The following is a 26651-nucleotide window of genomic DNA, read 5'->3' as shown; positions in this document are numbered from 1 at the left end:
CTTCAGTCTCTAGTCCTTGGGCGCGGTGGAGTGGCCGCGGCGAGCCAAGGAGCGCTTGAGCGCCTCGTTCGCAGAGAGCGCCGGTGCAGGGGCTACCGGGGCATCATCCTGACCGTGGAATCGCAGCGAGAAGATGCGCAAGCACTCCTGGCACTTCCAGGCAAAGTCATCTTCCTCATCCGGGAAGAGATCCGTGCCGGCGCAGTAGGGGCAATGGGCCGGATGATTGCGGTTAGGGTTGGGCTGGCGGCGGAAGTTCACTGCAGATCCTCCTCCTCGGCGCGCAAGACCCAGTGGCGGAACTCTTCGCCGTCTTCGCGCTGCTCCTTGTACTTACTCACCAGCCGGATGACATACTCCGGAACTTCATCAGCAATGACCTTGTGTCCACGCAGCTTGCGGCCCCAGTCCGGGGACAGCCCCAGCGCGCCACCGAGATGCACCTGGAAACCTTCGACTCGGTTGCCGTCGGCATCGGTGACGATCTGGCCCTTGAGGCCGATGTCAGAGACCTGCGAACGGGCGCAGGCGTTCGGGCAGCCGTTGAGGGCAATGGAGATTGGCACATCCAGATCACCCAGGGTGTCTTCGAGAATGTCAACAAGCTCGATAGCGCGGGCCTTGGTGGTCACGTGCGCCAACTTGCAGAACTCCAGGCCGGTGCAAGAAATGACACCGCGGCGGAACTCTGAGGGCTGCGAGTACAACCCGGTGTCATCGAGTGCGCGGGACAGCTCCGGGATGTCTTTTTCCTCCACATCAAGGAAGAGCAGTTCCTTCATCGGAGTGGTGCGAATGCGGGTAATGCCGAACTTTTCGGCCACATCTGCGATGGCAATGAGCTGTTCGCCGGTGGCGTGGCCCACGGTTGGTTTCACGCCGACGTAGAACTTGCCATCCTTCTGGCGATGCACGCCCACGTGATCGCGGTTGCCGGGTGCAACGGGGAGGGGGTGGCCGTCGAGAAGCGGCTCATCCAAGTACTCGTCCTCCAGAACCTTACGGAACTTCTCAATTCCCCACTGCGCCACGAGGAACTTCAGACGCGCACGGTTACGGTTGCGGCGGAAACCATAATCACGGAAGATGCGGGCCACACCGGCCCAGACCTCGGGGACGCGCTCGAGCGGAATCCACGCGCCCAGGGACTGCGACAGCATTGGGTTGGTGGACAGGCCACCTCCCACGAAGCAATCGAAGCCAGGGCCGTGCTCAGGATGATTGGTACCGACGAAAGCAATGTCCTGAATCTCGTGGGTCACGTCTTGACGAGCATTACCGGAAATAGCGGTCTTGAACTTGCGCGGCAGGTTGTGGAACTCTTCGCGCGGAAGGTAATTGTTCTTAATCTCCTCGATAGCCGGGGTGGCATCGATAATCTCGTCAACGGCCACGCCCGCCACGGGGGAACCCAGAATAACGCGGGGCACGTCACCACAGCCCAACAGAGTATCCAGCCCAACGGAGCGTAGCTTCTCCCAGATGGTGGGGACATTCTCGATCTGAATCCAGTGCAGCTGAATATTCTGGCGGTCGGTGAAATCCGCGGTGGAGCGCGCATAATCTCGAGAGATCTCACCCACCGCACGCAGCTTGGCGGGATCCGCTACGCCACCGTCAAAACGCACGCGCATCATGAAGTACTCATCCTGCAACTCTGCGTTGGAGAGCTTCGAGGTCATCTCACCGCCAAGATTCTGGTTGCGCTGGGTGTAAAGACCGAGCCACTTAAAACGCGGAGCGAGATCCTCCGCGGGAATCGAGGAAAATCCTTCCTTGGAGTAGATGTCAATGACGCGCTGACGTACAGCGAGCGCCTCATCGGCCTGCTTAACCTCTTCATCCCCGTTGAGTGGAGAGGTGCCATCAATCTTCCACTGTCCTTCGGGCTTCTTCGCGCGGGCCGGTCGCTTTGTGGCGGTGGTCATAGTCTGCTGCCTTTCGTCGGATAGTGAAAACCTACCGGTCTAGGCAGAATAGACAAAGCAGTCTTTTTTATTTTCGCGGCAATATGCAAAGCACGCTGCGTCTATGCCACAATGTTCTCCGAATGTAATTAGGCACAGTTGCCCTTGAGCAGACAAGCCGGTTCAATAAACCCCACGCTTGTTTAAGACCTAAGCTTTCGTTAGTTAGCACAACACTCCGAAAGGCCATCCATGACCCAGCAGCCCCTGAAAGTAGCCGTCATTGGTGCCGGCCCGGCCGGCATTTACGCCTCCGATATCTTGATTAAGAAGACCGGCGGCAACGTTCAGATCGATCTCATCGAGCAGATGCCAGCACCATTCGGCCTCATCCGCTACGGCGTGGCCCCGGACCACCCGCGCATTAAGGGAATCGTCAATTCTCTGCACCGTGTGCTCGATAGCGAACAGATTCGACTGCTGTCCAACATCACCGTCGGCCGCGATGTCACCGTGGCTGAGCTGGAGGAGTACTACGACGCCATCGTCTTCGCCACCGGCGCCGTCGGCGACCTTGGCATGTCCATCCCTGGCTCTGATCTTGAAGGCGTACACGGCGCCGGTGAGTTCGTTGGCTTCTACGACGGCAACCCTCGCTTTGAGCGTTCCTGGGATCTCTCCGCCAAAGAAGTTGCCGTCATTGGTGTGGGCAACGTGGGCCTTGACGTCGCCCGAATCCTGGCCAAGACCGGTGACGAGCTCAAGGAATCCACCGAGATTTCGGATAACGTCTACGAGTCTCTGGCCAAGAACCAGGCCACCACCGTGCGCGTCTTCGGCCGTCGCGGCCCGGCCCAGGCCAAGTTCACCCCGCTGGAGCTCAAAGAACTCGACCACTCCCCCACCATCAACGTGGTCGTGGACCCAGAGGACATCGACTACGACGAGGCCTCCCTCAAGGCCCGCGAGGAAGCAAAGTCCTGCGACCTCGTGTGCCAGACCCTCGAGGGCTACGCCATCCGTGAGCCCAAGGATGCGCCGCACACCCTGCAGATCCACCTCTTTGAGCAACCGGTGGAGTTCATCGGGGAGAACGGCAAGGTCACGGCCGTGAAGACCGAACGTACCGCGCTCAACGGCGACGGTTCCGTGTCCGGCACCGGCAAGTTCACCGAGTGGCCGGCACAGGCCGTCTACCTGGCGGTGGGCTACCGCTCCGATGCCATCGACGGCGTGCCTTTCAATGCGCAGAAGAACGTCATTAACAACGACGGCGGCCACGTCATTGACCTCGACGGCAGCATCGTGCCAGGCCTTTACACCACCGGCTGGATCAAGCGCGGTCCGGTGGGGCTTATCGGTAACACCAAGTCCGATGCGACGGAGACCATCGGCATGCTGCTTGATGACGCCGAAGCGGGCAACCTCTCCCACTCCCGTGACGAGGACATCGTCGACCTCTTCGAGTCCAAGGGACTCGAACACCTGACCTGGGAAGGCTGGAAGAAGCTCGACGCCGCCGAGCGCGCTTTGGGTGAGGCCGAGGGCCGCGAGCGCAAGAAGTTTGTCGAGTGGGAAGAGATGGTTCTCAACTCGCGCGGCGACTAGGCTGCTGTCTCAAGGATGGGCCCACAGCCCAGCCTCCTTCGCCAGCCCCCTCTCCGCCAACGCTACGGCCGTACCCGAACTAAAACTGCCCTATCTGACGAAACTCTCGCCTCCGCCACAATTGACGCGGAGAAGCTCGTCAGTTAGGGCAGTTCTTGTCTCAAGGACTGCGCGTGAAGGCTCATGCCCTCGCGCTAGGCGCGGATAATGCCCAGTACCTCGTCGACGATGGCCTGAACCTCGTCCTCGGTCTTGGCTTCAACGTTGAGCCGCAGCAGCGGCTCGGTATTGGAAGCACGCACATTGAACCAGGCGTCCGTGCCCTTAAGTTCAACAGTGACGCCATCGAGCTCGTCGACGGACTCAATCTTGTCCGCCAGCTCATCGAGCACGCGCTGTGTCGTTGCCTTCTGGTCATCCACGGTCGAGTTGATCTCACCGGAGGCCTCGTAGCGCGAGTACTGCGCCATGAGCTCGCTCAGCGGCTTATCCTGCTCACCCAGCGCTGCCAGCACGTGCATAGCCGCAAGCATGCCGGAATCCGCATTCCAGAATTCCTGGAAGTAGTAATGAGCCGAGTGCTCACCACCAAAGACCGCCTGGTGCTCAGCCATCTGTGCCTTAATGAAGGAGTGCCCCACGCGAGTGCGCACCGCTGTGCCACCCTTCTCTGCGATGAGTTCCGGAACCGTCTTCGACGTAATGAGATTGTGGATGACCGTGGCGCCGGGGAACTTATCTAGGTAGCGCTCAGCCACCAACGCACAGATTGCAGACGGCGAAACCGGCTGACCCTTCTCATCCACGACAAAGCATCGGTCCGCGTCACCGTCGAAGGCAAGGCCGATATCCGCCTTTTGCTCGACAGTGAACTTCTGCAGATCTACCAAGTTCTTCGGATCCAGCGGATTAGCCTCATGGTTGGGGAAGGTTCCGTCCAGTTCAAAGTAGAGATCCCGAACGTCAAAAGGCAGGCCCTCGAACACTGCCGGGACGGTGTGGCCGCCCATGCCGTTAGCGGCGTCGACAGCCACGACGAGTGGGCGCGAGTTTTCCAACGGGACCAGACCGCGGAGGAAAGCTGCATAGTCACCCAGCACTTCACGCTTGGCAATGGAGCCAGGCTCGCCATCGAAGGCAGGGGTGCCCTCAATCAGCATGTCCTTGATCTGCTCCAAACCAGTCTCCTGGCCCACCGGCACCGCTCCCGCGCGGCACAGCTTGATGCCGTTGTATTTAGCCGGGTTGTGCGAGGCGGTAAACATTGCCCCCGCACAGTTCAGGTCACCAGCTGCAAAGTAGAGCTCATCGGTGGAGGTCAGTCCCAGCATGATGACGTTGACGCCTTGGCCGGCGGCACCCTCAGCGAAGGCAGCAGCCAGCTGTGGGGAGGATGGGCGCATGTCATGGCCCACCGCTACGGTACTCTCACCTTCACCGCGGAGAATCGCAGCATAGGCCGCGCCAGTATCGCGCACGAAAGTTTCGTCGATATCCTCGCCCACAACGCCGCGGACGTCATAGGCTTTAATCACTGCATTGAGCTGTTCACGAGTTCGCATAGCCCACAAGCATACCCGTGCCCCCTGTGCAGTCCGGTTAGTCGGCGTCCGGCACTACCGTGAGGTGTGCGCGGCGGCGCTGACGAGCGTCATGAACACGGCGAGTGCGGAAGACTGGATGGTTGGAGTTACGCGGGTCTGCACCATCAAAGTTGGCGGAGTAATCAATGGGATCTGCGCCAGAGCCGGTCGTGGAATCGTCGACAAGCCCGGTGGTCACACGGCCGGCCTCACGCACGGCCTCAGCCAGTGCGGTGAGATCATCATCCTCGTCGAGCTCAATGCGGTCGACGCGCACCATCTCCCACCCTTGTGGTGCCGTAATGCGCTCACTGTGCTTCTCACACAGGTCCCAGGCATGGGGATCGGTGTCCTCAGAAAGCGGGCCCACGACGGCAGTCTGCTGAGCGTAGGCATAGGTCAACGTCGCCACGGCGGGGCGGCCGCAGCCGGGGCGGGAGCAACGGCGGGAGCTATTCACGGGCCCAAGTCTAAACCCAAACTTGAGATTTAGATAGTCCCACGCGGCGCGCCCATGACGAAGGGATGCCAGTGCGCCTTAAACTAAGCCGCATGACCACGCCTCGCCCCCACATTCGCCCGGCCCGCCACCGCCACGGCCGCGGCGCCCGTGGGCCACTGCTGCCGCATGCAACACCGCGCTATCGCAGCAGCGCCGAGCGCTTCGACATGGCGGTGCTTGAAGCCTATGCCCCCATTCAGAACGCCTTCGCCGAACAGCTCGCGGGCCTAGATCTCGCCGTCGACACTGTGCCTCGCATGCGCCTGTCTGTCGATATGACGGTGATGCCAGATGAGATCATCGCGGATGGCCCCATCCCCTTGGGACGCATTGTGCCGGCTGGCGTTGATTCAGCGGGGCAGCCTACGCGTGCCCGCCTCGTCATTTTCCGTATGCCCGTGGAAGAACGCGTGCGCTCAGCTCAGGAGCGCGAGGAGCTACTCGCTACCGTCCTCACCGCCCTTGTAGCCAACTACCTCAATGTAGACCCGGAGGATATCGATCCGCGCTTCAGCTGGTAAAACACAAACCTCCCCCGACACTCTGCATGAAGCAAAGGTGCCGAGGGAGGTGAAGATGCTGCACTACCAGATCCGCTGCGCTAGCCGACTTCGCGTTTTAATCGGCGGCGCTCGCGGTCTGACAATCCGCCCCAAATTCCAAAGCGCTCATCGTGCTCCAGTGCATATTCAAGGCATTCATCACGCACAGCGCAGGCCTGGCAGATGCGCTTGGCCTCACGCGTCGAGCCTCCCTTTTCCGGGAAGAAGGCTTCCGGATCCGTCTGGGCGCACAGCGCCTGGTCTTGCCACTCCTGCTCGACGGCACCAAAGAGTTCATCGAGCGACATCTCTGCAGCAGCACCGCCACGGAGAATAGCGCTGTTATTCGTTGTATCGTCCACGCCGCTTCCTTTCTCCGAGGTCGTTTCTCTCTCACGTCGTTGGCACCGACCCTACACCGAAACTTTCTTTCGGTGCCGCGCCCGCCGTGCCGTTGATTACACTGATGTCATTTCACACCGGATCACTAAATATCGTCAACCTGTCACGAGTGATTTTTTCGCAATTTCGATAAAAGTGCAGCACGCGATCCTCAACTTTCACACCAGCCACAGCACCCTGACGGCGGGGGTGAACATCGGGGGTACTACATATAGTGGCACCCTCTTGTCCTGTGAACAATTCCAAGGTTTCCACGGCGTGTCGCCACCCATGCGCGCAATTCTCGTGGATCTCACCGGCACCACGAAAACCTTCCGTCACTCCTCGAGCAGACGGCGGTGGTGCCAGAAAAAAGAGGCGCTGGGAGAAACTCTCCCAGCGCCTCGGGCTGTGTTAAGCGTCAGAGCTAAACCGCACGCCCGCATCCGGCAGGTTCACGCCCGGGAAGACACGCATGCCTCCCTGCAGCTCGCAGCGTGCACCAATCGTTGCGCCCTCACCAATAACGCAGTTATCGATGTGCGCATTGGCTCCGATGTGCGCCCCCGACGCGATAATGGAGTTGCTGATGATGGCACCCGGCTCAATAGTCACGCCATCAAAAACAACTGTGCCGTCAAGGCGTGAGCCCGCACCAATCACCGAGCCGCGGCCCACGGCCGTACCGGAGAGCAACAGCACGCCACCGGCAATACCCGCAGACTCATCCACCACGGATTCACCGGTGCGCCCAGCCAACAGCGGCGAGTGCGCGATGCCGCGTACCAAGTCAGAAGAACCGCGTACGAAGTCATCTGGGCGGCCCATGTCGCGCCAGTAGGAGTTGTCCACATGCCCCACCACAAGGCGGCCAGACTCGAGAAGCTGCGGGAAAGTCTCGCGTTCGACGGACACCACACGATTCGCCGGAATGGTCTCAATGACTTCACGCTTAAACACGTAGCAGCCGGCGTTGATCTGGTTTGTCGGCGGGTCCTCGGTCTTCTCCAAGAAAGCCGTCACGCGCCCTTCAGCATCCGTGGGCACACAGCCAAATGCACGAGGATCGGCCACGTTCAGCAGGTGCATCGTCACATCTGCACCCTTGGAATGGTGCGTATCGAGAATGCCATTGAGGTCCATGCCGGAGAGCACATCACCGTTGAACACCATGACCGTGTCGTGGCGCAGCTTGTCGTAGACATTGCGGATACCGCCGCCGGTACCCAGTGCGGTCTCCTCCACCACGTACTCGATCTCTAGGCCCAGCTCGGAGCCGTCACCGAAGTACTCTTCAAAGACCTCCGCCTTAAAGGACGTGGAGAGCACCACATGCTCAATCCCCGCTTCCTTGATGCGGGCCAACAGGTGCTGAAGGAAGGGGTAGTTGGCCGTCGGCAGCATCGGCTTCGGCGTACCAATCGTCAGCGGGCGCAGGCGAGTACCGCGGCCTCCCACCAGAATGACAGCATCCGCCGTCGATCCCCACTGGGGCGCTGATTCAGTCATATCGATCCTTAAACTCTCACAGATAAGTCACCGTTAGTGTATAGGGCGCGTGCCCTAGGAGTTGTCGCGGCACGCGCTCAAAGCCAGCCCGCGTACCCGCAATCCCAGCCACAGCACTGCGCGTAGAGGCGCCTCGAACCACTGCGGGTATCGATCCGCCTGAAAACGGTAGGCGGAATCATGGTGCGCGCGCAGCATCGCGCCGCGGTGAGCCTTCGTCGAATGCCCTTTAGCGTGAGTAATCACCGCCGAGGGGCAAAAGATGTTGTTCCAACCGGCGCGAGTGAAGCGGTCACCCAAATCCACATCCTCCATATACATGAAGTAGCGCTCATCAAAGCCGCCGATTGCGTCGAATGCCTCCCAGCGTACGAGTAAGCATGAACCAGATAGCCAGCCGGCGGGCCGTTCATTGTCCATGTCAGCGTCATCGCGGTAGGCCTTCGACCATGGGTTAGAGGGCCACACGGTTCCGAAGAGAGCGTGACCGATGCCCGTGAAGAGCGTGGGCACCGCGCGGGCGGAGGGATAATTCGTTCCGTCCGGTTCGACGATGCGCGGGCCCACGGCCGCAGCCTCTGGGTGGCGACGCGCACACGCTATGAGCTCGTCGAGGGAGCCCTCACTAAAAGTCACGTCAGGGTTCGCAATAAGGAAAAACTCCTCATCCACTCCGCGCGTGCGGGCAAACCGGGCACCGGCGTTCATCCCAGCGCCATAACCGCTATTTCCTCCGGTGTCGAGGAACTCCACATGCGCATGATCCCGCGCGGCGGCCTCCGGCACGCCGTCGGTCGAGCCGTTATCGGCAAGAACGGTGAGGGTTGGGTGGGACGTCGCCAAGCACAGCGAGTCCAAAAAGTCACTGAGGTAGCGGCCCGGGGAGAATGTCACCGTGACCACAGCCAGGGGTTTGCGTAAATCTTTCACGATGGCATCGAGCGTACCCAACGACGACGCGCGCACGCGCTCGCGACACTGCTTCACGTTTTGACCGCTTGCTCACTTAAACTGTTGCCGTGACTTCCCCGAACTCCCCGCGCGCCGCCCGCCACATCCAGGCCGCGCCGTCGCAGTCCGCACCCGCAACCCAGCGTGGGTCCACGCCGCTCAAGGCCATCGTGGCCTTCCTCTCCGCCGTGGTCCTCGTGCTCTCCGGTGTGGGTTACTTCACCGTGGGCAAACTGGGCAATGACATCTCCTCCGCCTCGAATTTGTCCTTGGGCAACGACGGGGGGTTTAAGGATCAAGGCATCGACGGCGCAGTGGACATCCTGCTCGTGGGCAAGGACTCCCGCACTGATGCCAAGGGAAATCCTCTGTCAGAACAGGAGTTGGCGGATCTCCACGCGGGTGTGGATGAAGGCGAGGAGAATACGGACACCATCATGGTCATCCGCATTCCCAACGATGGCTCGCGCGCCACGGCTGTGTCGATCCCGCGCGATACCTACGTTCACGACAGCGAGTTTGGCAACACCAAAATCAACGCCGTCTTTGCACTGCACAAGTCCGCAGCGATGGAGGAGTTGACGCAGGAGAATGCCGAGGCTGAGGCTGAGGGCAAGAAACCGCCACACACTGAGAAGGAGATGGAGCAGCTCAGCACGGAGGCGGGACGTACGGGATTGATTTCCATGGTGCGCACCCTCACGGACGTCAGCGTGGATCACTACGCCGAGGTGGGCCTTCTGGGCTTCGTGCTGCTTACCGACGCCGTCGGGGGCGTCGACGTCTGCCTCAACGACGATGTGGACGACCCGATGTCAGGCGCCAAGTTCCCGGCTGGGCGCCAGACCTTGCACGGCGCAGAGGGCCTGTCCTTCGTACGCCAGCGTTACGACCTCCCGCGCGGTGATCTGGACCGTATCGTGCGCCAGCAGGCCTATATGGCATCGTTGACCTCGAAGGTGCTGGATTCCGGCACGCTCACGTCCCCAGGCAAACTCAACAAGATTGCGGATGCGGTGGAGCGCTCCGTGGTCATCGATGATGACTGGGACATCATGGGTTTTGTCACGCAGCTGGCAGGCCTCGCCGGCGGCAATGTCACCTTTACGACAATCCCGGTGACTTCCATTACCGGCGTCGGTGACTATGGCGAGTCCGTCGTCACCATCGACGCCGCCGAGGTACATCGCTTCATGGACGACCTGGCCAAGTCCCAGGAAGCTGCGGAAGACGACAAGAAGGCTGAGGAAGAAGCCTCGGACGAGGCTGCTGACGACGGCGACAAACCCGTGGCTGAGGGCCTCAACCTCCACGTGCTCAATGCCGGAACCGTCGACGGCATGGCCGGCGGTATCGGCACGTGGCTGAAAAACGTAGGCTACACAGTCGAACGCACCGCCAACGCGCAATCAGGCCTCTACACCGAGTCCCAAATTGTCGCTGCTGATGCCACCGACGAACGTGCCCTCGCTCTGGCCGAGCAGCTCGGTGGCCTGCCGGTTACCGCGAACGAGAACCTGGAGCCAGACACTTTCATTGTTGTGGCTACCGACGACTACGCCGGTCCAAAGGATGACACCGCCATGGAGCAAGAAGCTGAAGCGGAATCGAACCAGGTGGCCGAAGACCAGCAGGTGGGCACCCCGGGCGATGACTTCGGCACAGCCGAGGTGGCACCTGAAATTGATGCCGGCGGCGATGGCCCGCGCTGCGTGAACTAAAGATCCCGTGGCGGGCTTCGTGCTCGCCACCTACGATGGGCGGACATGGAACTCCTACAGCATCTCCTGTCCGCCGATGCCTCCGCTCCCCGCCTCAGTGTTTATAACGAAACTGACGGCACCCGCATGGACTTCTCGGCGCAAACACTGGAGAACTGGACCTCCAAGATTGCCAACATGTTGCTCGAGGAGCTCGACCTTGAGCCCGGCGCTGAGTCCCGTATCCTCATTGACTTGCCCGTGTCCTGGCAGTCAGCGGTCATCGCGCTCGGCGCGCTAGCCGCCGATATCCCCTTCGATGTGACCGATGGCGCATCTCCGGTTGGGGCTGTCGAATCTGTCGCGGTGCTTTTCACCTCCCCCGAAGCCTGTGCTCAGGGCTCCACAGTGCCCGGGGCAGACACCGTGCTGGTTACTCAAGATCCTTTTGGACGCGGCGTAACCGAAACCGGCGGTAAGCTCCCCACCGGCACCATCGATTTTGGCCCAACCGTCCGTTTCTACGGCGATCACTTCGTCGGGGAAACCACGCCTCTCCCGCAGCTCTTCCCCACCGAAGGGGGCGCTGAACGCGTGCTCTCCCAAGGCTGGACAGACACCGTCTCCTTCGAGCGCGCAGTACTCCAACCACTCGCCGCGGGCGGCTCCGCCGTCATTGTGGCGGGCCTGTGCTCGGCGGACCGTTTGAAGGAGATCGCGGACAACGAGAAGGTCACCGTCCGCGCCTAGGCGGCGCCGTGAGATAGTAGAGCAATGTTCAGCTGGCTCTACATCTTCATCGGCGTGCTCATCCTCGTGGGCACAATCTGCCAGGGAACCATCGGATTTGGGCTGGGCACCATCGCCACCCCTATCTTGGCGCTGATTAAGCCAGAGCTGGTTCCCACTCTCATCCTCCTGCTGGCCTTTGTCATCTCAACCACGACGATGCTCAAGGCTCGCACAGCGGTGTCCTGGGACATCGTGGCTATTTCCTCCATCGCGCGCATCCCCGGCTCACTCGCGGGTGCGTGGGCGATTGCCTCCCTGTCTCACCGTGGGCTGTCCATTTTCATCGGTTGCGCCGTCATCTTCGCCATGACCTTGTCGAGCCTCGGCTGGTCCCCCAAGCGCACCACGACCAACCTTACGGTGGCCGGCGTTGCTTCCGGATTCCTGGGCACATCCACCTCCATCGGTGGCCCGCCCATGGCACTAGTGCTGAAAGGCTATGACCCCGCCCGTGTGCGCGGCACCCTGTCGGGCACGTTCATCATCGGATGCACCATCTCACTAGCCATCTTGGGCTTAAGCGGGCAAATCACCAGCCTGCAGCTCACCGCCGCCGCGGCCTACCTGCCGGTAGCCATCGTGGGCCTCATCGCCGCCAGCTACCTCAACCGCTTCATCAACGCCAAGGTACTCAACCGCATCGTGCTCGTGGTGGCCATCAGCGCGGCCTTGGCGCTCATTGTTGAAGGGCTGCTGGCTTAGGGCGCCTGACTGACGCAAAGTCCGGCCGCGCAAGGGCCGGACTTGAAGAAGCACCTCTCCATTCACTGAAGTGTAGGTCTACCTTGCAGCTATCTTTCCCCTCCCGGAGTTTGGGTTGGGACCTTGATTTCTTCTTCAATAAGGGCGGACAAAAGCATTAATAAAAGTGCACATAGTACTGAGATAAGTAATGAAGAAATGATCAGTCGGAAGACTAATGAACTAATTATTAGCTCTGCCAAGAATCCTATGTACAAGGCATAGGGCCGAGTTCTAGAGAATATGGAAGATTGGGCGCGAGCGTACTTTCCGAACATCTCAGCTATCCACAATAAGAATGCAGTAGCTACCAAAAGGAAGCACCATTCGAAAAACGAGCTGAGTGAGTAGTTGAGCTCAACGCCAGGAAGTATTCGGGCTGCTGCAACTGGCAGGGCGAGCGGCAGAATATAAGCAAGCAAGATAATAAAGGCCGCTACTAGAGCGGCCGATATTTTACTGAACATGAAACTGTTTCTTTTAGATTGGAGCGAAGATGAATACTGCCCAGTAGGCAAAGTCATACGCTACATCAGGTGGCACTCCCTGAGACACAAGGGCTTGAGTGATTGCACCAACTTCCCAAGCTTCTGCGAAATCTAGAGCAGCAATGATTTTATCGGCCCACGGAACCACCCTTTTAGGGAGCCGATCCTTCTGATGCTTGAGTACGTAGACAACTCCCTTACGGATCCAGGAGCCGATTCCGTAAGTGGTGGTTTCCGGTCCGCTACCGTTGTTAGTAGTTGCGTTCTTTTGAACGTTTTTGAAATCTTCTTGGATTTCGTTTCGGTCCTGTTGAGTGAAGACCTCGTCACCGATCTGAATTGATTCGGCGTTGGCAATCTCCTCTGAACTGTGTCCATGGGGCTGGAGGACATGGGGGTGAGTTTCTCCTACCGCGTAAGCAGGCTGCGTCGCACCAAAAGCCATTGCCGCTGCTAGCGGTAGGGCTAATTTTTTAAACTTTGACATCTTTCACCTTTCCTGTGGTGTGTAATTACGTGACGGGTGTCACATTAACAGTATTGTGAAAGATTGTCAATACCATTCATTCCTTGAATCTGAACTAGACAGGTACCCCAGCAACTAGAGGACACCGTCTCAGCATTCAGACACTCTCTCTCACCGCAGCGATCCCTCAACAAATCTGCGAAACCGCCGGGCAATCTGCTCAATGTCCCGCCCCGCAAAGTGCCCCGGTGACCAGGCCGCTACCAGCGGCACCCCGCCCAGCGTATGTTCACCATCAACAACGTCAAAGCCCACCAGTCGAGCTGGCTGCAGCTCCGTCATGATTGCAACCGCGCGCCCGGCCCGCGCCAAAGCACACAGCGTCGCTGTGTCATCGCACTCCACGTGCGAGCCGAGTGCGTAGCCCGCCGCTCCCACGAAGGAGTCCACCACCCCGCGGGAGACACTGCGCCGCGAAGGCAAGGCCACTTTTTCCTGCAGCAAACGTTGGACGTCCACGCTAGTCGAGCCCGTACACTCCAATGCCAGCGGATGCGTCGGCGGCATCCAGGCACGCACGGGAATCGTGCCCAGCGCTAAGGAGGCGACGTCGTCGCCCGGCGGGATGGTCGCAATCACCACGTCCGCGGATCCTTCCAGTGCGTCGAAGACGTCATAATGAGAAACCGGGGTGGTGGAAAGCAGAGGAATCGAGGAACCCGCGGCCTCTATAAAGGGGGCAAGAAGCGTCGAGATCGTCGTCGGCGTGGCCGCCACGCGCAGCGCTGGGACGGTGCCCGCGCGCAGCGCCTCCACCGCCTGCCCAGCACGCGCGGATTCGGCGAGGAGACGGCGGCAGGTCGGGATGAGGGCGTGCGCTGCATCGCTGAGCACCAGCGCAGACCCGGCCCGCACGAAAAGTTCGAGGCCCAGTTCCTTTTCAAAACGGCGCAGCTGCCGACTCAACGCCGGTTGGGTAATACCGAGGCGTGCCGCAGCAGCAGTGACGGTGCCAGACTCGGCAACCGCAAGGAAATATTTAGCCTTCACTGTGTCCATTACTTTACCTCTACCACTACCAATGCACTACAGGTATGGATTTCCAGCTTTTTAGACATTAGACAACATAAAATTAAGTGAGAATAATGAGACCATCGCCACATCAACCTACGGGAGGTTTTCTATGTCACACGTCGGCACCGCTATTGCCGAATCCCTCGCAGCACACAATGTCAGCCGCGCGTTCCTTGTCCCCGGCGAAAGCTTCCTGCCCGTCCTCGACGGTCTCTACGATTCCCCTGTCGAGGCCATCGTCACTCGTCAAGAAGGCGGAGCGGCCTATATGGCGGAAGCCCACGGCAAGGCGACGGGCCAGCCAGGTGTGGCTATGGTGACTCGCGGCCCCGGCGCGGCCAATGCCTTCGTGGGTATCCACACTGCGTGGCAGGACGCCACCCCGCTCGTGCTATTCGTGGGACTCATCCCCATCTCGGACCGTGACCGCGAGTCCTTTCAGGAGTTTGACCCGAAGGCCTGGTTTGGAACCCAGGCCAAGCAGGTCTTCGTTCTTGACGATCCGCAGCGCGCCTCCCGTGTCGTAGCAGAGGCCTTTTTCCAGGCCCAACAAGGCCGCCCCGGCCCCGTGATCGTGGGCTTGCCCGAGGACATCCTCCACCGCGAGTTCACCGGCACTATTCACCCTCCCATCCAGGTTGCTGACGGCGCTCTTTCCGACGCCGACCTCAACCATCTCAGCCGCGAACTCACGCAGGCACAGCGCCCGCTCATATTCGCCGGCGGACCGCGGTGGACCCCGGAGTCCGCCGCAGCCATTACCCAGTTTGCCGAGGACAACCACATCCCCATCATCCAGGACTTCCGCGCCGCTGACCGTGTGCCTTTCGAGTCCCCGGCCAACGCCGGGTGGCTGGGCTACGGCCGCGATCCACGCGCAGCACAACTGCTGGAGGAAGCCTCCCTCGTGCTCGAGGTAGGCGCAGTACTGGGTGATGTCCCTACTGACGGCTATACCCTGCGCCAGTCCACCGATGCCCGAAACATCGTCATCAGCCCCGATACCAGCTTGCGCGGCCACTCCGTCGCCCTAGAGCGCCATATCGTGGCCAGCCCTGTCGCCTTCACCAGCGGGCTGGAGCGCCTCAACGTCGGGGGCGCGGAGGCGCGTGAGGAGTGGTTCAACACTGCTCATGCGAACCACCTAGACTTCGCAACCCTACCTGAGCCTGCCCAGTACCGCGCAGGCAGGGAGGGCACGGCCCACATGGAAACCGTCTTTGCGGCCCTCCACAAGCAACTGCCCAAAGACTCTCTCTACACCTTCGGCGCCGGCAACCATTGCATCTGGGCCCAACGGTTCCTTCGTTCGACGGTCTACCCCTCGCAGTTCAGCGTGCGCAACGGTTCCATGGGTTATTCCGTCCCCGCCGCTGTAGCCACCAAGCTGCAGTTCCCGGAACGCACAGTGGTCACCATCGCCGGCGACGGCGAGTACCTCATGAACGGCCAAGAGCTCGCCACCGCCCTGCAGTATGGTGCGCCGTTCCTCATCATCGTCATGTCCAACGGTGAGTTCGGCACTATCCGCGACCACCAGAAGAAGCACTTCCCCGACCGCGTCTCCGGCACCCAACTGGTGAACCCGGATTTCGCGGCGGTCGCCCGCGGCTTCGGTGCACACGGCGAACTCGTCACCGAAGACTCTCAAGTCCCCGATGCCGTCGCCCGCGCCCTAGCTGCCATCAACAACGACGGCGTACCCGCGCTCATCAACGTCATCACCGACCAAGACCTTTCCTTGCCCATCGACTAAAGGAGGCTCACCATGAGCACCACGCATAATCCCTCAGCGGCATCCTCCGTGCCCGCCAGTGAGCTGAAAAAAGGTGAGCACCGCGTCGGTGATGATGTCGTGGCCAAGCAGCGCCCCGCCGCCTCCACCGCCTCATGGATCATCACGCTCTTCGGCACCGCCGTGGGCGCCGGAATCCTCTTCCTGCCGCTCAACGCTGGCGGTTTCGGATTCTGGCCGCTCGTCTTCGCCACCGTCTTCATCCTGCCGCTGGTGTACTTCTCACACCGCACCTACGCGCGCATCGTGGCCGGTGCCCCACAGGAAGATCATGGCAAGGACATCCTTGAGCTCGTTACCCAATACTTGGGCAAGGGCTCGGGTGTCGTCTTCGCCCTGCTGTATTGGATTACGGTCTTTTCCACCGTGCTGATCTACGGCGTCTCCATCACCAACGCGGTGGACAGCTTCATTGTCAATCAGCTCGGCGGCCCTTCGCTGAACCGCTGGCTGCTTGCCACCATCTGCGTCGGAGTCATGACCGGTGGATTTGCCATCGGCCGCAAGCCCATGATCTGGCTGGCCCAGGTACTGGTCTACCCGCTCATCATCGCGCTGGCGGTGACCTCCATCTACCTCATTCCTCGCTGGGATCTTCAGAGCTTCATCCACTTCGATGACGGTGCTGATGGCTGGGGCCAGATGCTTAAAGGCATTTTCCTCATCCTGCCGGTCCTGGTCTTTTCTTTCTCCCACATGGCAGCGCTCTCGCAGTTCGCCATCGATATGCAGCCGCAGTACGGTGAGAAGACCGAGAAGCGCGTCTCCCGCACGGAGCTCTACACCGCCATCCTCCTCGTGGTGTTCACCATGTTCTTCGTGTGGTCCTGCGTCCTTGCCTTGGGCGCGGATGGCATGAATGAGGCCCTTGAGCAAAACATCCCGGTGCTCTCCTACTTCGCCAACGTCACCGGTACTCCCTTCATGGCCTACATGGCTCCCATCGTCGTCATCTGCGCCATTGTGTCCTCCTACTTCGGACACATGCTCGGCACCGAGGAAGGCACCGAATACTTGATCAAGACAGCCGCCCCGAAGCTGGCAGAGAAGGTCTCACACCGCACCGTTCTTAACATCATTTGTCTCATTGCCTTTGTCGGCACCACGCTCGTGGCAGTGTTCAACCCGTCGATCATTTCCATGATTTCCGTGGTCTCCGGTGTATTCGTGGCGTTCATCGTCTACATCGTGCCGGTGTACATGTTCAAGAAACTCGACGTCTACAAGAAATTCCGTAACGACCCGTGGAACTACTTCGTCTTCGGTATGGGCGTGCTCATTATGGCCGTCACCATCTGGGACCTGCTTTAGAAAGGAACGTGAATGCTTCGCAGCGATCTCTCCAGCTTCCCTGAATACAAGGTGGGCAAGGACTACCCTGATGCCCTCAAGCTCTCCTCCAACGAGGTTGCCTTCTCCCCGTCGGAGAACATCATCGCCGCGGCTGCCGACGCCGCCCGCACCACCAACCGTTATCAGCAACCCGGCTCCCCGGAGCTCACCAATGCTCTGTGCAACTACCTGGACGTACCCGCGGACAATATTTTCGTCTCTGCTGGTTCGACACCGATTCTGCAGGCCACCATCCTCGCATGCTGCCAAACGGGTGATGAGGTCATCGTGCCGTGGCGCAGCTTTGAGGCTTACCCCCTCTACGTACGCATGGCCGGTGCGACCCCGGTACTCACCCCATTGACGGACGACTACCGCGTGGATCTCAACGCAGCCCTTGCCGCCCTCAGCGACAAGACCAAGCTCATCATCTTGTGCAATCCCAACAACCCGACGGGCACGGTCATTACCCGGACCGAGTTCCGTGATTTCATGGACCGCGTGCCTAAGGACGTCGTCGTTCTACTCGACGAAGCCTACTGGGAATACAACGATGCCCCCGATACCCCGGACTCCACCGAAGAATACCTGCGTTATCCCAACTTGCTCGGCGTGCGCACTTTCTCCAAGGCCTGGGGTCTCGCGGGCATGCGCGTGGGCTACGCAGTAGCCGGCCCCGAGATCATCAACGCCCTGCGTCTACTCTCCCTGCCCCTAACGGTCACCGCCATGGCAGAGATGGCCGCTGTAGAGGTGCTCAAGCACCAGGACGAGCTTCTCGACGCCGTCGCTACGACCAAAGCCCAACGTGACCGAGTCGCGGAAGCCCTCGGGGCCGAGAAATCCTATGGCAACTTCGTGTGGCTTCCCCGCGGCGACGCTGCCGAAGTTGAGAAGAAGATCCTCGACGAAGGTGTAGTCATCCGTCGCTATCTCGACGAAGGTGTGCGCGTGTCCATTACCAATGAGCAGGAGGCGACGCAGTTCCTTGAGGCGTGGGAGCGGGCGGGCATTACACCACCAAAACCGTAAGCTGAGACAACCGTCATAATCTAGATTTTCATTGGCACAACTCACAAGTCTGGGTCATAATGGGCCTTACACCCGTCCGCAAACCAACTACTGGAGGAAGACACCATGTCCGGAATTCGTGTAGAAAACCCCGCTACCGGCGAGGTACTCGAGACCTTTGAGCACATCACCGAGCAGGAAGCGCTAGCTGCCGTTGACACCGCTCATGAGGCATTCCTCACTTGGCGCGAAACGCCTATCGAAGAGCGCGCCAAGGTCGTCACCCGCGTCGCCGAACTTTTTGAGGAGCGCAAGGACGAGCTCGCTGACATCATTGCTACCGAAATGGGCAAGCCGATCTCTGAAGGCGTAGAGGAAGCCGAATTCTGCAGCGCCATCTTTTCCTACTACGCCGACAACGGCCCGAAGTTCGCCGCCGACGAAGAAATTCCAGTGGAGATGGACGGCACCGCCTACATCCAGCGCCGCCCCATCGGCGTCCTGCTCGGCATCATGCCGTGGAACTTCCCGTACTACCAGGTTGCCCGCTTTGCAGCTCCTAACCTGATGCTCGGCAACACCATCATCCTCAAGCATGCCGAAATCTGCCCTCGCTCCGCGCTCGCCATCCAGAAGATCATGGATGATGCCGGAGTACCGAAGGGCGTGTACACCAACGTCTTCGTGACCCACGACCAGGTAGAGAAGATTATCGAGCACAAGGAGCTACGCGGAGTATCCCTCACCGGTTCCGAGCGTGCAGGCGCCGCCGTCGGTGCTATTGCGGCAAAGAACCTCAAGAAGGCAGTCCTGGAGCTTGGTGGTTCTGACCCGTACATCGTCCTCGATACCGCAGACGTCAAGCAGGCAGCCAAAGACGCGTGGGAGACTCGCCTCTACAACACCGGCCAGGCATGCAACTCCAACAAGCGCCTCATCATCATGGAGGATATCTACGACGAGTTTGTCGCCGAGCTGGTGGAACTAGCCAAGGCCATGAAGCCAGGAAAGCCAGAGGAAGCATCTGAGACTGTCTACACCCCACTGTCCTCGCGCGGTGCCGCCGAAAAACTGAAGGAGCAGCTCGGCGCTGCCGTAGCTGCCGGTGCCACTCTGCACGTCGGCGGTGAGCTGGTGGATGACAAGTCCTCCTACCTGAGCCCCGCCGTCCTGACCGACGTCCCAGTAGGCTCCGATGTCTACTATGAGGAGCTCTTTGGCCCAGTGGCCACGGTGTACAAAGTCAGCAGCGATGAAGAGGCCCTTGAGTTGGCTAATAACACCCAGTATGGCCTTGGCGGCTGCGTTTTCTCCCAGGACGTAGAGCGCGCGAAGAAGATCGGCCAGAAACTCGAGGTGGGTATGTCCAACGTCAACACCTATGCCGCTGAGGGTGCCGAGGTTCCGTTTGGTGGCGTCAAGAACTCTGGTTATGGCCGCGAGCTTGGCCCATACGGCATGGATGAGTTCGTCAACAAGTGCACCTACTTCGTAGCAAACTAGGGAGACATCATGAGTTCACTGGGACAGTTTGTTCTCGACGTTCACACGGCGCTTTTCGACGGACACGATACCTCCGTCTTGGATAAGCACTTCGCTGACAACTTCATTGAGCATTCACCGCTCATCGCCAACGATGCCGAAGGCTTGAAGAAGTTCGTGGATGACCTTGGCGATGGTCTGAAGTACACCAATGCCCGCGTCATCGCGGATGAGGCTAACAGCCTAGTCGCATTACACGGCCGGTTCGACGGCATAGAAGAGGAACCTTTTGTAGGATTCGATATCTACCGCGTCGACGGTGACAAGATTGTCGAGCACTGGGACAACTTGGTCCCCAAGGCGGAACCAAATGAAAGCGGCCGCACGCAGCTCGATGGCCCCACCGATCCGGGCGACGAAAGCCTCACTGAGCAGAACCGAAAGCTCGTCACCGAGTTCTTCGAGCGCTCTCTTATCGGAGGCGATTACTCCGGATTCATTGAGTACACAGACGACGACCAGTTTGCCCAGCACTCTCCTGACATCGCGGATGGAGCGCAGAACTGCGTTGACTTCCTCACCAAGTTGCGGGAAGACGGCGAAGGTCTAGAGTACGAGCGTATTCACCGTACTATTGCTCAAGGCCAGTTCGTTCTTACCCACTCTGAGGGCAGCATTGCGGGTGCTCGCCACTCCTATTGCGAGTTGTGGCGCGTTGAAGACGGCAAGATTGCTGAACTATGGGATGCCATTGCGGAAGTTCCCTCTGATAATGAGGCACTACACAAGCACGGTATCTTCTAGCTCTCACATATAAAGGCTGGTGCTCAACCTTCGCGGTTGAGCACCAGCCTTTTATCGTGAATCCTGCGTGGTTGTAGGCCTAGATGACTAAGCCCACCCCGCCGGAACCAATCCCACGATGGAAATGATCGAGTATACGAATGCCAGGATGTACACCACGATAATGGTTCCCTGGATAACCGGATTGGCCAAGTGACCAACGGTCCAGCCCGGTTCACGGTCACCTCTCTTGCGGGAAGCGTGCAAGAGCATGACGGGGATAACGGACATGATTGCCCCGGCGAAGCCTCCGGCATAGGACAGCGCGGCAACGAATCCTCCCAACCCTGCAATGGAGATTGCTAGCGGGGGAAGAACGGTAAGCGCCACAGCCATGGTGCGCTGGCCGCCGTTTCCTTCCCAGTGGAAAATATCCAGCACGTTGCGCATGGTGGTGAAGCCGATAGCCAAGAAAGAAGTCAGCATAGCAGCAAGCGCAAAGATATTAGCCAAGTAGTACGCAACTGGCCCGAGAGCTTCTCCCCACGCAATGGTCACAACTTCCGTGACGTCCATGCCTAGTAGACCAAGGGCCGCGAAAGGAACCAGTGCCAGTGTGAAACCAGTAATCACCATGCCAACGACAATGGCGCGTGCGGTTTCACGAGGCTTTGCTGGGTCCATGCCCTGAACCAGCTCAGGCACTACATACTGGGCCAGGAATGAAAAGACTGCCAGGTTCAGGATAGGAACAATAAAGAAGGGGTGAAGGACCAGCAGGTTCTCAACCTCAATTCCTGGGCCCAAGATTGTCCATCCGCACAGGACCGCGATAATGATGGCCATACCAGCCGTAATAGCACCTTCGGTCGCGCCTGTGGTGTGTAGACCGCGGTACATCACCCATGCGCCGAAGCCAAAGAAGATCAAGGTTCCTACCAGTGGCGGAAGGCCAAAAATGTTGTTGATCAAGTCACCGGAGCCAGAAGCATAAGCAATAAGAGCACCGACACCGTTGACAATGATGGCAACGAACACCAACCAGCGTCCCCACTGGCCAAGGTAATGCTCGGCCAAACCAGAGACCTGCAGGGTTGCCTTCGTTCGCATCGCAGCTTCAGCCACATACAGCATGGAAATGGTGGTCAACGTACCCGCAACCAACAAAGCAATAACAAGAGCCAGAAAGCCGCCGTTTCGCGCGGCGTAAGGAATCGACAGGACGCCAGCGCCGATGTTGGTGCCAAAAATCAGAGCGATACCCTGAACAAACGACAGCGCAGGTTTGAACTCAGCAGTAGTTTCTCTGCTCTGCGCGGTGGGGTTATTAACAGTCACAATTGCCTCCGGTTTGTATTAAAAATATGAACTCTTGCGAGCTTTTTATCTGAGAGGTTGTAAAAAGGACCTCGAGAATCTTGTTTTTAAATGAAAAATCAGCCGAGGAGGTCCGCGAAAGTGCCACGGCAAATGGTGGTTTTCCTCGGCTGATATCGTCCAGTGTGTTTCCCTGGCCGAACTGGGAAGCCGCTTACTTGTATTCGTTAAACTGCTTCACCACTACCTGCAACGCCTCGCGCCACAGGTCCTCCGGAATGGCGAGTGACGGCAGGAAGCGGATGACGTTGTGGTCAAGGCCGCAGGTAAGAATAAGTACGCCTTCAGCCTTGGCGGCGTCAGCAATCTTGTGGACCAGCTCGGAATCAGGCTCACCGTCAGCGGTGACGAACTCGAGGGCCAGCATTGCGCCGCGACCGCGGAACTCAGCAACGCGGTCGTCGCTTAGGATTGGCTCCAGCTCCTCACGGGCAACCTTCTCCAGGTTCTGTGCGCGGGCGCCGAAGTCCTTCTCTTCGAATTCCTTGAAGGTGGCCAACGCTGCAGCACACGCAACCGGGTTACCGGTGTAGGTGCCGCCCAGGCCGCCTGGCTGTGGGGCGTCCATAATTTCAGCGCGGCCGGTGACAGCAGAGAGCGGCATACCGGAGGCAATACCCTTCGCAATGGTGACCATGTCTGGGACGATGCCCTCGTGGTCGGAGGCGAACCAGGTGCCTGTACGCATCATGCCGGCCTGAATCTCATCGACGATGAAGACGACATCGTTATCGTTGCACCACTTCTGGATGGCAGCCAGGTAGCCCTCGGCAGGAACGACGAAGCCGCCCTCACCCTGAATCGGCTCGGTGACCACGCAGGCAAGGTTGGCAGCGCCAACCTCCTGCTCAATCATGGTGATGGTCTTCTTCGCCGCTTCAGCACCCGTCAGACCATCACGCAGCGGGTAAGACATCGGGGCACGGTAGATTTCCGGGGCAAAGGGACCGAATCCGTTCTTGTACGGCGACTGCTTGGCGGTCATGCCCATGGTGAGGTTAGTGCGGCCATGGAAAGCGCGGTCCATGACCACGACACCGCGCTTGCCGGTGTAGTTGCGGGCAATCTTGACGGCATTCTCCACAGCCTCCGCACCAGAATTGAAAAGTGCGGTCTTCTTCGGGTGATCGCCCGGGGTGACCTCGTTGAGCTTTTCCGCCACCGCCACATAGGACTCGTACGGGGAGATGGTGAAGGAGGTGTGGGTAAAGTGCGCCACGGCTTCCTGCACGGCGGCAACGACTGCCGGGTTGGAGGCACCGGCGGAGGTCACGGCAATGCCGGAAGCAAGGTCGATGAAACGGTTGCCGTCGGCATCGGCAAGAATGCCGCCGTCAGCGTCGACGACGTAGCCCGGAAGGGACGGAGCCATGCCTGCGGGCAGGGCGTTCTTGCGGCGCTCGTCCAGCGCGGAGCTCTTCGGGCCGGGGACCTGCTGGCCCAGGTGACGGGACTGTTCGATGTGGTACTCAAGTTCCTGCATGGTGTTCCTTTGTTCGGCGGGTAACTGGGATGCACATAGTGTGTCTCATGCCACCCCGGCCGCTCTATGGACATTACGTACAAATTTCGAGCTCTTGACTGTGTAGTCTGTCCACTATGCGCGAGATCTCCTTCCGCTGGCTCAGCAACCAGCGCTCCCTCAACCTGCGAACCGTAGTGGATGGGCCCGAGCATTTCGACACCATCCACGCCTCCGAGTTGGCTGACCCCACCGAGTTCACCTCACCCGGCGAGCTCCTACTCACTTTGGGCTTGGCCTTCGAGAAAAACCCGGAGGGATTCGAGCGCTACGCTGCGAGGCTAGCCTCGGCGGGCGTACGCGGTATTGGCTTCGGCACCGGGCTGGCGTTCACACAGGTGCCCGCCGAGCTTATCGCCGCCTGCCGCCACCACAATGTCGCCCTGCTTGAGGTTCCGCGCGCCACACGATTCATCGCTATCATGTCCGCTGTATCGCAGGAACAGGCTCGCCTCAACAACAACGCACAATTCGCACTGCACCGCCAACAGGAACGCCTCAACAAAGCCGCCACTAACGGCATCGGCGCGCTCATCAGCCAAGCTAGTAAGGAACTCGGCGCTGCTGTGGCCGTTGCCAGCGCCTCCGGAACAGTCATCAGTCACCGCGACCGTGGGCAACTCAGCGCCGCGTCTTCCGCAGTGGCCGCAGCGGAGCAGACGGCGCGCGGCGCAGGGACGTCGACAAGCACTGGTGCCACCATTAGCAGTGTTTTTGGCACGACGGGGCGCCGTTTTGCCCTTGCCGTCACCCGCGTGGAGAAGTTCGATTCCTACTCACGTGCATTGATTCGCCACCTTGCAGGTCTGGCCAGTTTGCTCCTAGACCATCCAGATATGACTGCACACACCATTCTTGGTGCTTTAACTCTCGATGCCCACCTCGCAGGCGTGTCAAGCCCCGCCCTACAAGCGGCCTTCCACATGGTGGATAACCACGGGGTCGTGGATCTGCTGTACGTCACCGCCCCCTCCCCTTCGCGCTTGGCACGTGCGTTGGGAGAACTCACCAAAGCAGAGCCAGAAAGTTTTGTTCGTCCGGAACATGATGCGGCACTTATCGTGCTTCCGCCCGGCGCTGCTCAAAGTAATTTATGGGAAAAACATGCACGCTACCTGCGCATAGCAGTCATACACCACACCGCGTGGCAGACAGTGACCCCCTCCCTTGTCGCATCCCTCAGCGCACATGCGCGCAGCTTGCCACTGGGCACCATGTCTCCCTTCGACTCTGCGGCCCCCTCCTGGCTGGCCGAGCCTGGGGTGCCTGAGGCGCTATCCACTCGCCGCGCAGCGACCATCGACAAGCTTGCTGCTCACGATTCCCGTCACGGCACCGAACTTGCTGCGACGCTTCGCGCTTTCCTCGTGGGCAACGCGAACCTAGCCGCTGCCTCCGCGGAACTGGGGGTCCATCGCCATACGGTCCGCGCGCGGCTCGACAAGGTAGAGGAGCTGTGCCAGGTTGACCTCAACAATCCGGTGACACGGGCAGAGCTTTTGCTACTCAGTATTGATTCGTCACGCTGATGCCTAGAATGAGCAGCTCGGCTGCCACAAGTGGATCCTTGAGGTCCACTTCGAGGAGGTCCTCCAAATCGGCGATGCGCTTGCGCACCGTGTGGCGGTGGGCATGGAGTTCTTCAGCTGTACGGCTAACGTGTCCACCGGCACGAAGGTAGACCTCGAGAGTATCGGCAAGATCGGTCGAGTACTCGGCGTCATAAGCACGAACCTTGCCCCACGTCTCTCTGGCTCGAGTATCAACTGCACCTTTAACTCGCGGATCCTTAGCCCAGCTCAGAGTGCGGGATTCTGGACCAGCCAACATTCCCGGCTGAAGCCCGAATGCAATGGACTCCAGCTCGCGCACGATCCCCACCCCCAACTCGGACCACGGCATGGGCTGACCCACCACAATGCGTTTATTACCACGAATATCGCGCAGCAAGTCCTGCAGATTCTTCATACTGCGGTTGCCGCGAAACAAAAACAAACTAGATGACTCATCCACCGTGAGCTCGAAAAGCAAACGGCCATGGTCCTGGAGCCGGGCATCAAGCGCCTGCGTAAAGCGCTGATGAGCACGCTCACCTTCCGATTTCACCAGAACAGGGCGGACGCGCCCTTGAGCATCACCGACCATGTGAAAGATGCGCCGCATGGGATCCTCTGGCTGATCCATGCCGAGTTGGATTGCCATGGCCATCGAATTGAGCTGATTTTGCGTTTGGCGCAGCTCCTGCGGGCGCTTCACGTTCAGCTCTGCCAAACCTGCGGCTTGTTTCAGCAAGGCACGTTCGTTCACCCCAAAGCTTTCACGGGATGCCGCTAACAGGCCGAAAGAGCGCGAACCATGGTCCGCTAAGCGCTGTGCCAGCACATTCCACTGCCCCACATGGCGGGCGGCATGAAAGTTTTGAGAACGGGCGTCAGCAATAACGGGATTCCAGTCCACCGGTGGCAGCGTCGGCGCTGAAGCCTGGGCGAACACCCGACCATCTTTGTCTACGAGGCAGACATGAGCCCCTAACAGTTCCGTGGTCTTCTCCACCAACTCGTCGAGACCTGCCACGGCGGCGTCGTTCAGCGCGCCCTGCTGAGCAATGAAGCGCTCGAGGCCTTCTTCGCGCTGACGCTGCAGCTCTGCATGCACACAAGCCAAGACAGACACAAAAGGAACGCGCAAGGCCACGGTGAATAGCGATACATCACACTCACGAGCAGCGTCGACCATAGCGGGCGGAACTTCATCAAAAGCGATGCCAACGCCAAATCCCACCCCCGAAACCCCACCTGATGCCACCCCTCGGACGTACTCCGCCAGCTGATCTGGGTGCCCCTCAAAGGCAATACCAGTGAGCAAAATGACCGCGCCTGATCCCACAAATTCACGTGGATCTCGCAGTTCACAGGGGTGCAAGACGGAGAAATCGCGCCCTGAATCATGGAGAATCTCAATCCCCAGATCGGGTTGGCCAGCCAGCCAGCGCAGAGAAACCTGCCCTTCTTCAAGTCCGAACGCTACCCCCGTATCCACTGTGGACAAATCTTCACCTTTCTTTCGCCGGTTTGTCTATGGCCTCAACCTCATCCTAACCGCAAC

Annotated in this window: 23 protein-coding genes; 11 read left to right on the top strand and 12 right to left on the bottom strand. The window is 59.6% G+C overall.

Annotated features, from left to right (window positions below; all coding sequences use genetic code 11):
* Positions 1-9: 9 nt before the first annotated feature.
* Both M5J09_RS09035 and M5J09_RS09030 read right to left on the bottom strand, forming a co-directional pair.
* The gene (locus M5J09_RS09035) at positions 10-261 is read right to left on the bottom strand and encodes a hypothetical protein (protein WP_070536223.1); all 252 of its coding nucleotides are present in this window, start codon (positions 259-261) and stop codon (positions 10-12) included.
* The gene (locus M5J09_RS09030) at positions 258-1928 is read right to left on the bottom strand and encodes a nitrite/sulfite reductase (RefSeq protein WP_257157639.1); all 1671 of its coding nucleotides are present in this window, start codon (positions 1926-1928) and stop codon (positions 258-260) included. Before M5J09_RS09030 ends, M5J09_RS09035 begins: the two co-directional genes overlap by 4 nt.
* Before the next feature lie 231 nt (positions 1929-2159).
* Here M5J09_RS09030 and M5J09_RS09025 point away from each other — a divergent pair, with 231 nt between their 5' ends.
* Positions 2160-3515, top strand: coding sequence for an FAD-dependent oxidoreductase (locus tag M5J09_RS09025; RefSeq protein ID WP_239180562.1), 1356 nt, complete (start codon positions 2160-2162; stop codon positions 3513-3515).
* Between the two features lie 194 nt (positions 3516-3709).
* On the opposite strand, the gene M5J09_RS09020 is transcribed toward M5J09_RS09025, so the two are convergent.
* A complete protein-coding gene (locus M5J09_RS09020; RefSeq protein WP_070536226.1) occupies positions 3710-5077 on the bottom strand; it encodes a phosphomannomutase/phosphoglucomutase in 1368 nt (455 codons plus the stop codon).
* A 37-nt stretch (positions 5078-5114) separates the two neighbouring features.
* Positions 5115-5558: a DUF3499 domain-containing protein gene (locus M5J09_RS09015; protein WP_083280742.1), complete on the bottom strand. Its 444-nt coding sequence runs from the start codon at positions 5556-5558 to the stop codon at positions 5115-5117.
* Positions 5559-5650: 92 nt separating this feature from the next.
* Between M5J09_RS09015 and M5J09_RS09010 the strand changes: the two genes are divergently transcribed.
* Positions 5651-6121 (top strand): metallopeptidase family protein, encoded by a 471-nt coding sequence (locus M5J09_RS09010; protein ID WP_042529768.1) that lies wholly within the window; start codon positions 5651-5653, stop codon positions 6119-6121.
* Positions 6122-6201: 80 nt separating this feature from the next.
* On the opposite strand, the gene M5J09_RS09005 is transcribed toward M5J09_RS09010, so the two are convergent.
* From M5J09_RS09005 to M5J09_RS08995, 3 genes are all read right to left on the bottom strand, one after another.
* On the bottom strand, positions 6202-6504 hold the full coding sequence (locus M5J09_RS09005) for a WhiB family transcriptional regulator (RefSeq protein WP_042529766.1): 303 nt from the start codon (positions 6502-6504) through the stop codon (positions 6202-6204).
* A 433-nt stretch (positions 6505-6937) separates the two neighbouring features.
* A complete protein-coding gene (locus M5J09_RS09000) occupies positions 6938-8032 on the bottom strand; it encodes an NDP-sugar synthase (protein ID WP_257157638.1) in 1095 nt (364 codons plus the stop codon).
* A gap of 54 nt (positions 8033-8086) precedes the next feature.
* A complete protein-coding gene (locus M5J09_RS08995; RefSeq protein ID WP_306558214.1) occupies positions 8087-8983 on the bottom strand; it encodes a glycosyltransferase family 2 protein in 897 nt (298 codons plus the stop codon).
* A gap of 68 nt (positions 8984-9051) precedes the next feature.
* Here M5J09_RS08995 and M5J09_RS08990 point away from each other — a divergent pair, with 68 nt between their 5' ends.
* From M5J09_RS08990 to M5J09_RS08980, 3 genes are read left to right on the top strand one after another with little or no spacing between them, the layout of a single operon-like run.
* Positions 9052-10704: an LCP family protein gene (locus tag M5J09_RS08990; RefSeq protein ID WP_257157637.1), complete on the top strand. Its 1653-nt coding sequence runs from the start codon at positions 9052-9054 to the stop codon at positions 10702-10704.
* Between the two features lie 45 nt (positions 10705-10749).
* A complete protein-coding gene (locus M5J09_RS08985; RefSeq protein WP_257157636.1) occupies positions 10750-11433 on the top strand; it encodes a TIGR03089 family protein in 684 nt (227 codons plus the stop codon).
* Between the two features lie 24 nt (positions 11434-11457).
* Positions 11458-12177, top strand: coding sequence for a sulfite exporter TauE/SafE family protein (locus M5J09_RS08980; RefSeq protein ID WP_257157635.1), 720 nt, complete (start codon positions 11458-11460; stop codon positions 12175-12177).
* Between the two features lie 519 nt (positions 12178-12696).
* Here M5J09_RS08980 and M5J09_RS08975 read toward each other — a convergent pair.
* A complete protein-coding gene (locus M5J09_RS08975) occupies positions 12697-13191 on the bottom strand; it encodes a hypothetical protein (RefSeq protein ID WP_144793544.1) in 495 nt (164 codons plus the stop codon).
* 150 nt (positions 13192-13341) lie between these two features.
* Positions 13342-14229: a LysR family transcriptional regulator gene (locus M5J09_RS08970; RefSeq protein WP_257157634.1), complete on the bottom strand. Its 888-nt coding sequence runs from the start codon at positions 14227-14229 to the stop codon at positions 13342-13344.
* Between the two features lie 124 nt (positions 14230-14353).
* On the opposite strand from M5J09_RS08970, the gene M5J09_RS08965 reads away from it, so the two are divergent.
* The 5 genes from M5J09_RS08965 to M5J09_RS08945 all read left to right on the top strand — a co-directional run bounded on the left by M5J09_RS08965 (position 14354) and on the right by M5J09_RS08945 (position 20668).
* Complete coding sequence (locus M5J09_RS08965) at positions 14354-16000, top strand: thiamine pyrophosphate-dependent enzyme (RefSeq protein ID WP_257157633.1); 1647 nt, start codon at positions 14354-14356, stop codon at positions 15998-16000.
* 12 nt (positions 16001-16012) lie between these two features.
* Positions 16013-17350: an amino acid permease gene (locus M5J09_RS08960; RefSeq protein WP_257157632.1), complete on the top strand. Its 1338-nt coding sequence runs from the start codon at positions 16013-16015 to the stop codon at positions 17348-17350.
* 12 nt (positions 17351-17362) lie between these two features.
* Positions 17363-18403 carry a histidinol-phosphate transaminase gene (locus M5J09_RS08955; protein WP_257157631.1) on the top strand — a complete coding sequence of 347 codons (1041 nt, stop codon included), beginning with the start codon at positions 17363-17365 and terminating at the stop codon, positions 18401-18403.
* Between the two features lie 105 nt (positions 18404-18508).
* Complete coding sequence (locus tag M5J09_RS08950; RefSeq protein WP_239180578.1) at positions 18509-19885, top strand: NAD-dependent succinate-semialdehyde dehydrogenase; 1377 nt, start codon at positions 18509-18511, stop codon at positions 19883-19885.
* Positions 19886-19894: 9 nt separating this feature from the next.
* Positions 19895-20668, top strand: coding sequence for a nuclear transport factor 2 family protein (locus M5J09_RS08945; RefSeq protein ID WP_257157630.1), 774 nt, complete (start codon positions 19895-19897; stop codon positions 20666-20668).
* A gap of 87 nt (positions 20669-20755) precedes the next feature.
* Here M5J09_RS08945 and M5J09_RS08940 read toward each other — a convergent pair whose 3' ends face one another.
* Together M5J09_RS08940 and gabT are read right to left on the bottom strand one after the other, a co-directional pair.
* The gene (locus M5J09_RS08940; RefSeq protein WP_374982117.1) at positions 20756-21985 is read right to left on the bottom strand and encodes an aromatic amino acid transport family protein; all 1230 of its coding nucleotides are present in this window, start codon (positions 21983-21985) and stop codon (positions 20756-20758) included.
* Between the two features lie 193 nt (positions 21986-22178).
* Positions 22179-23507, bottom strand: coding sequence for a 4-aminobutyrate--2-oxoglutarate transaminase (gene gabT, locus M5J09_RS08935; RefSeq protein ID WP_257157629.1), 1329 nt, complete (start codon positions 23505-23507; stop codon positions 22179-22181).
* Between the two features lie 116 nt (positions 23508-23623).
* Between gabT and M5J09_RS08930 the strand changes: the two genes are divergently transcribed.
* Entirely contained in the window at positions 23624-25075 is a 1452-nt protein-coding gene (locus tag M5J09_RS08930; RefSeq protein WP_257157628.1) for a PucR family transcriptional regulator, read from the top strand.
* Here M5J09_RS08930 and M5J09_RS08925 read toward each other — a convergent pair.
* Positions 25053-26585 (bottom strand): PucR family transcriptional regulator, encoded by a 1533-nt coding sequence (locus M5J09_RS08925; protein WP_257157681.1) that lies wholly within the window; start codon positions 26583-26585, stop codon positions 25053-25055. The genes M5J09_RS08930 and M5J09_RS08925 overlap by 23 nt on opposite strands.
* Positions 26586-26651: the final 66 nt, after the last annotated feature.

The sequence above is a fragment of the Corynebacterium sp. BF-R-2 genome (genome assembly GCF_024586525.1).
Classification (GTDB): Bacteria; Actinomycetota; Actinomycetes; order Mycobacteriales; family Mycobacteriaceae; genus Corynebacterium; species Corynebacterium singulare.
Note: the sequence above shows the minus strand (reverse complement) of the source record. Positions and strands in the feature narration are given on the sequence as shown.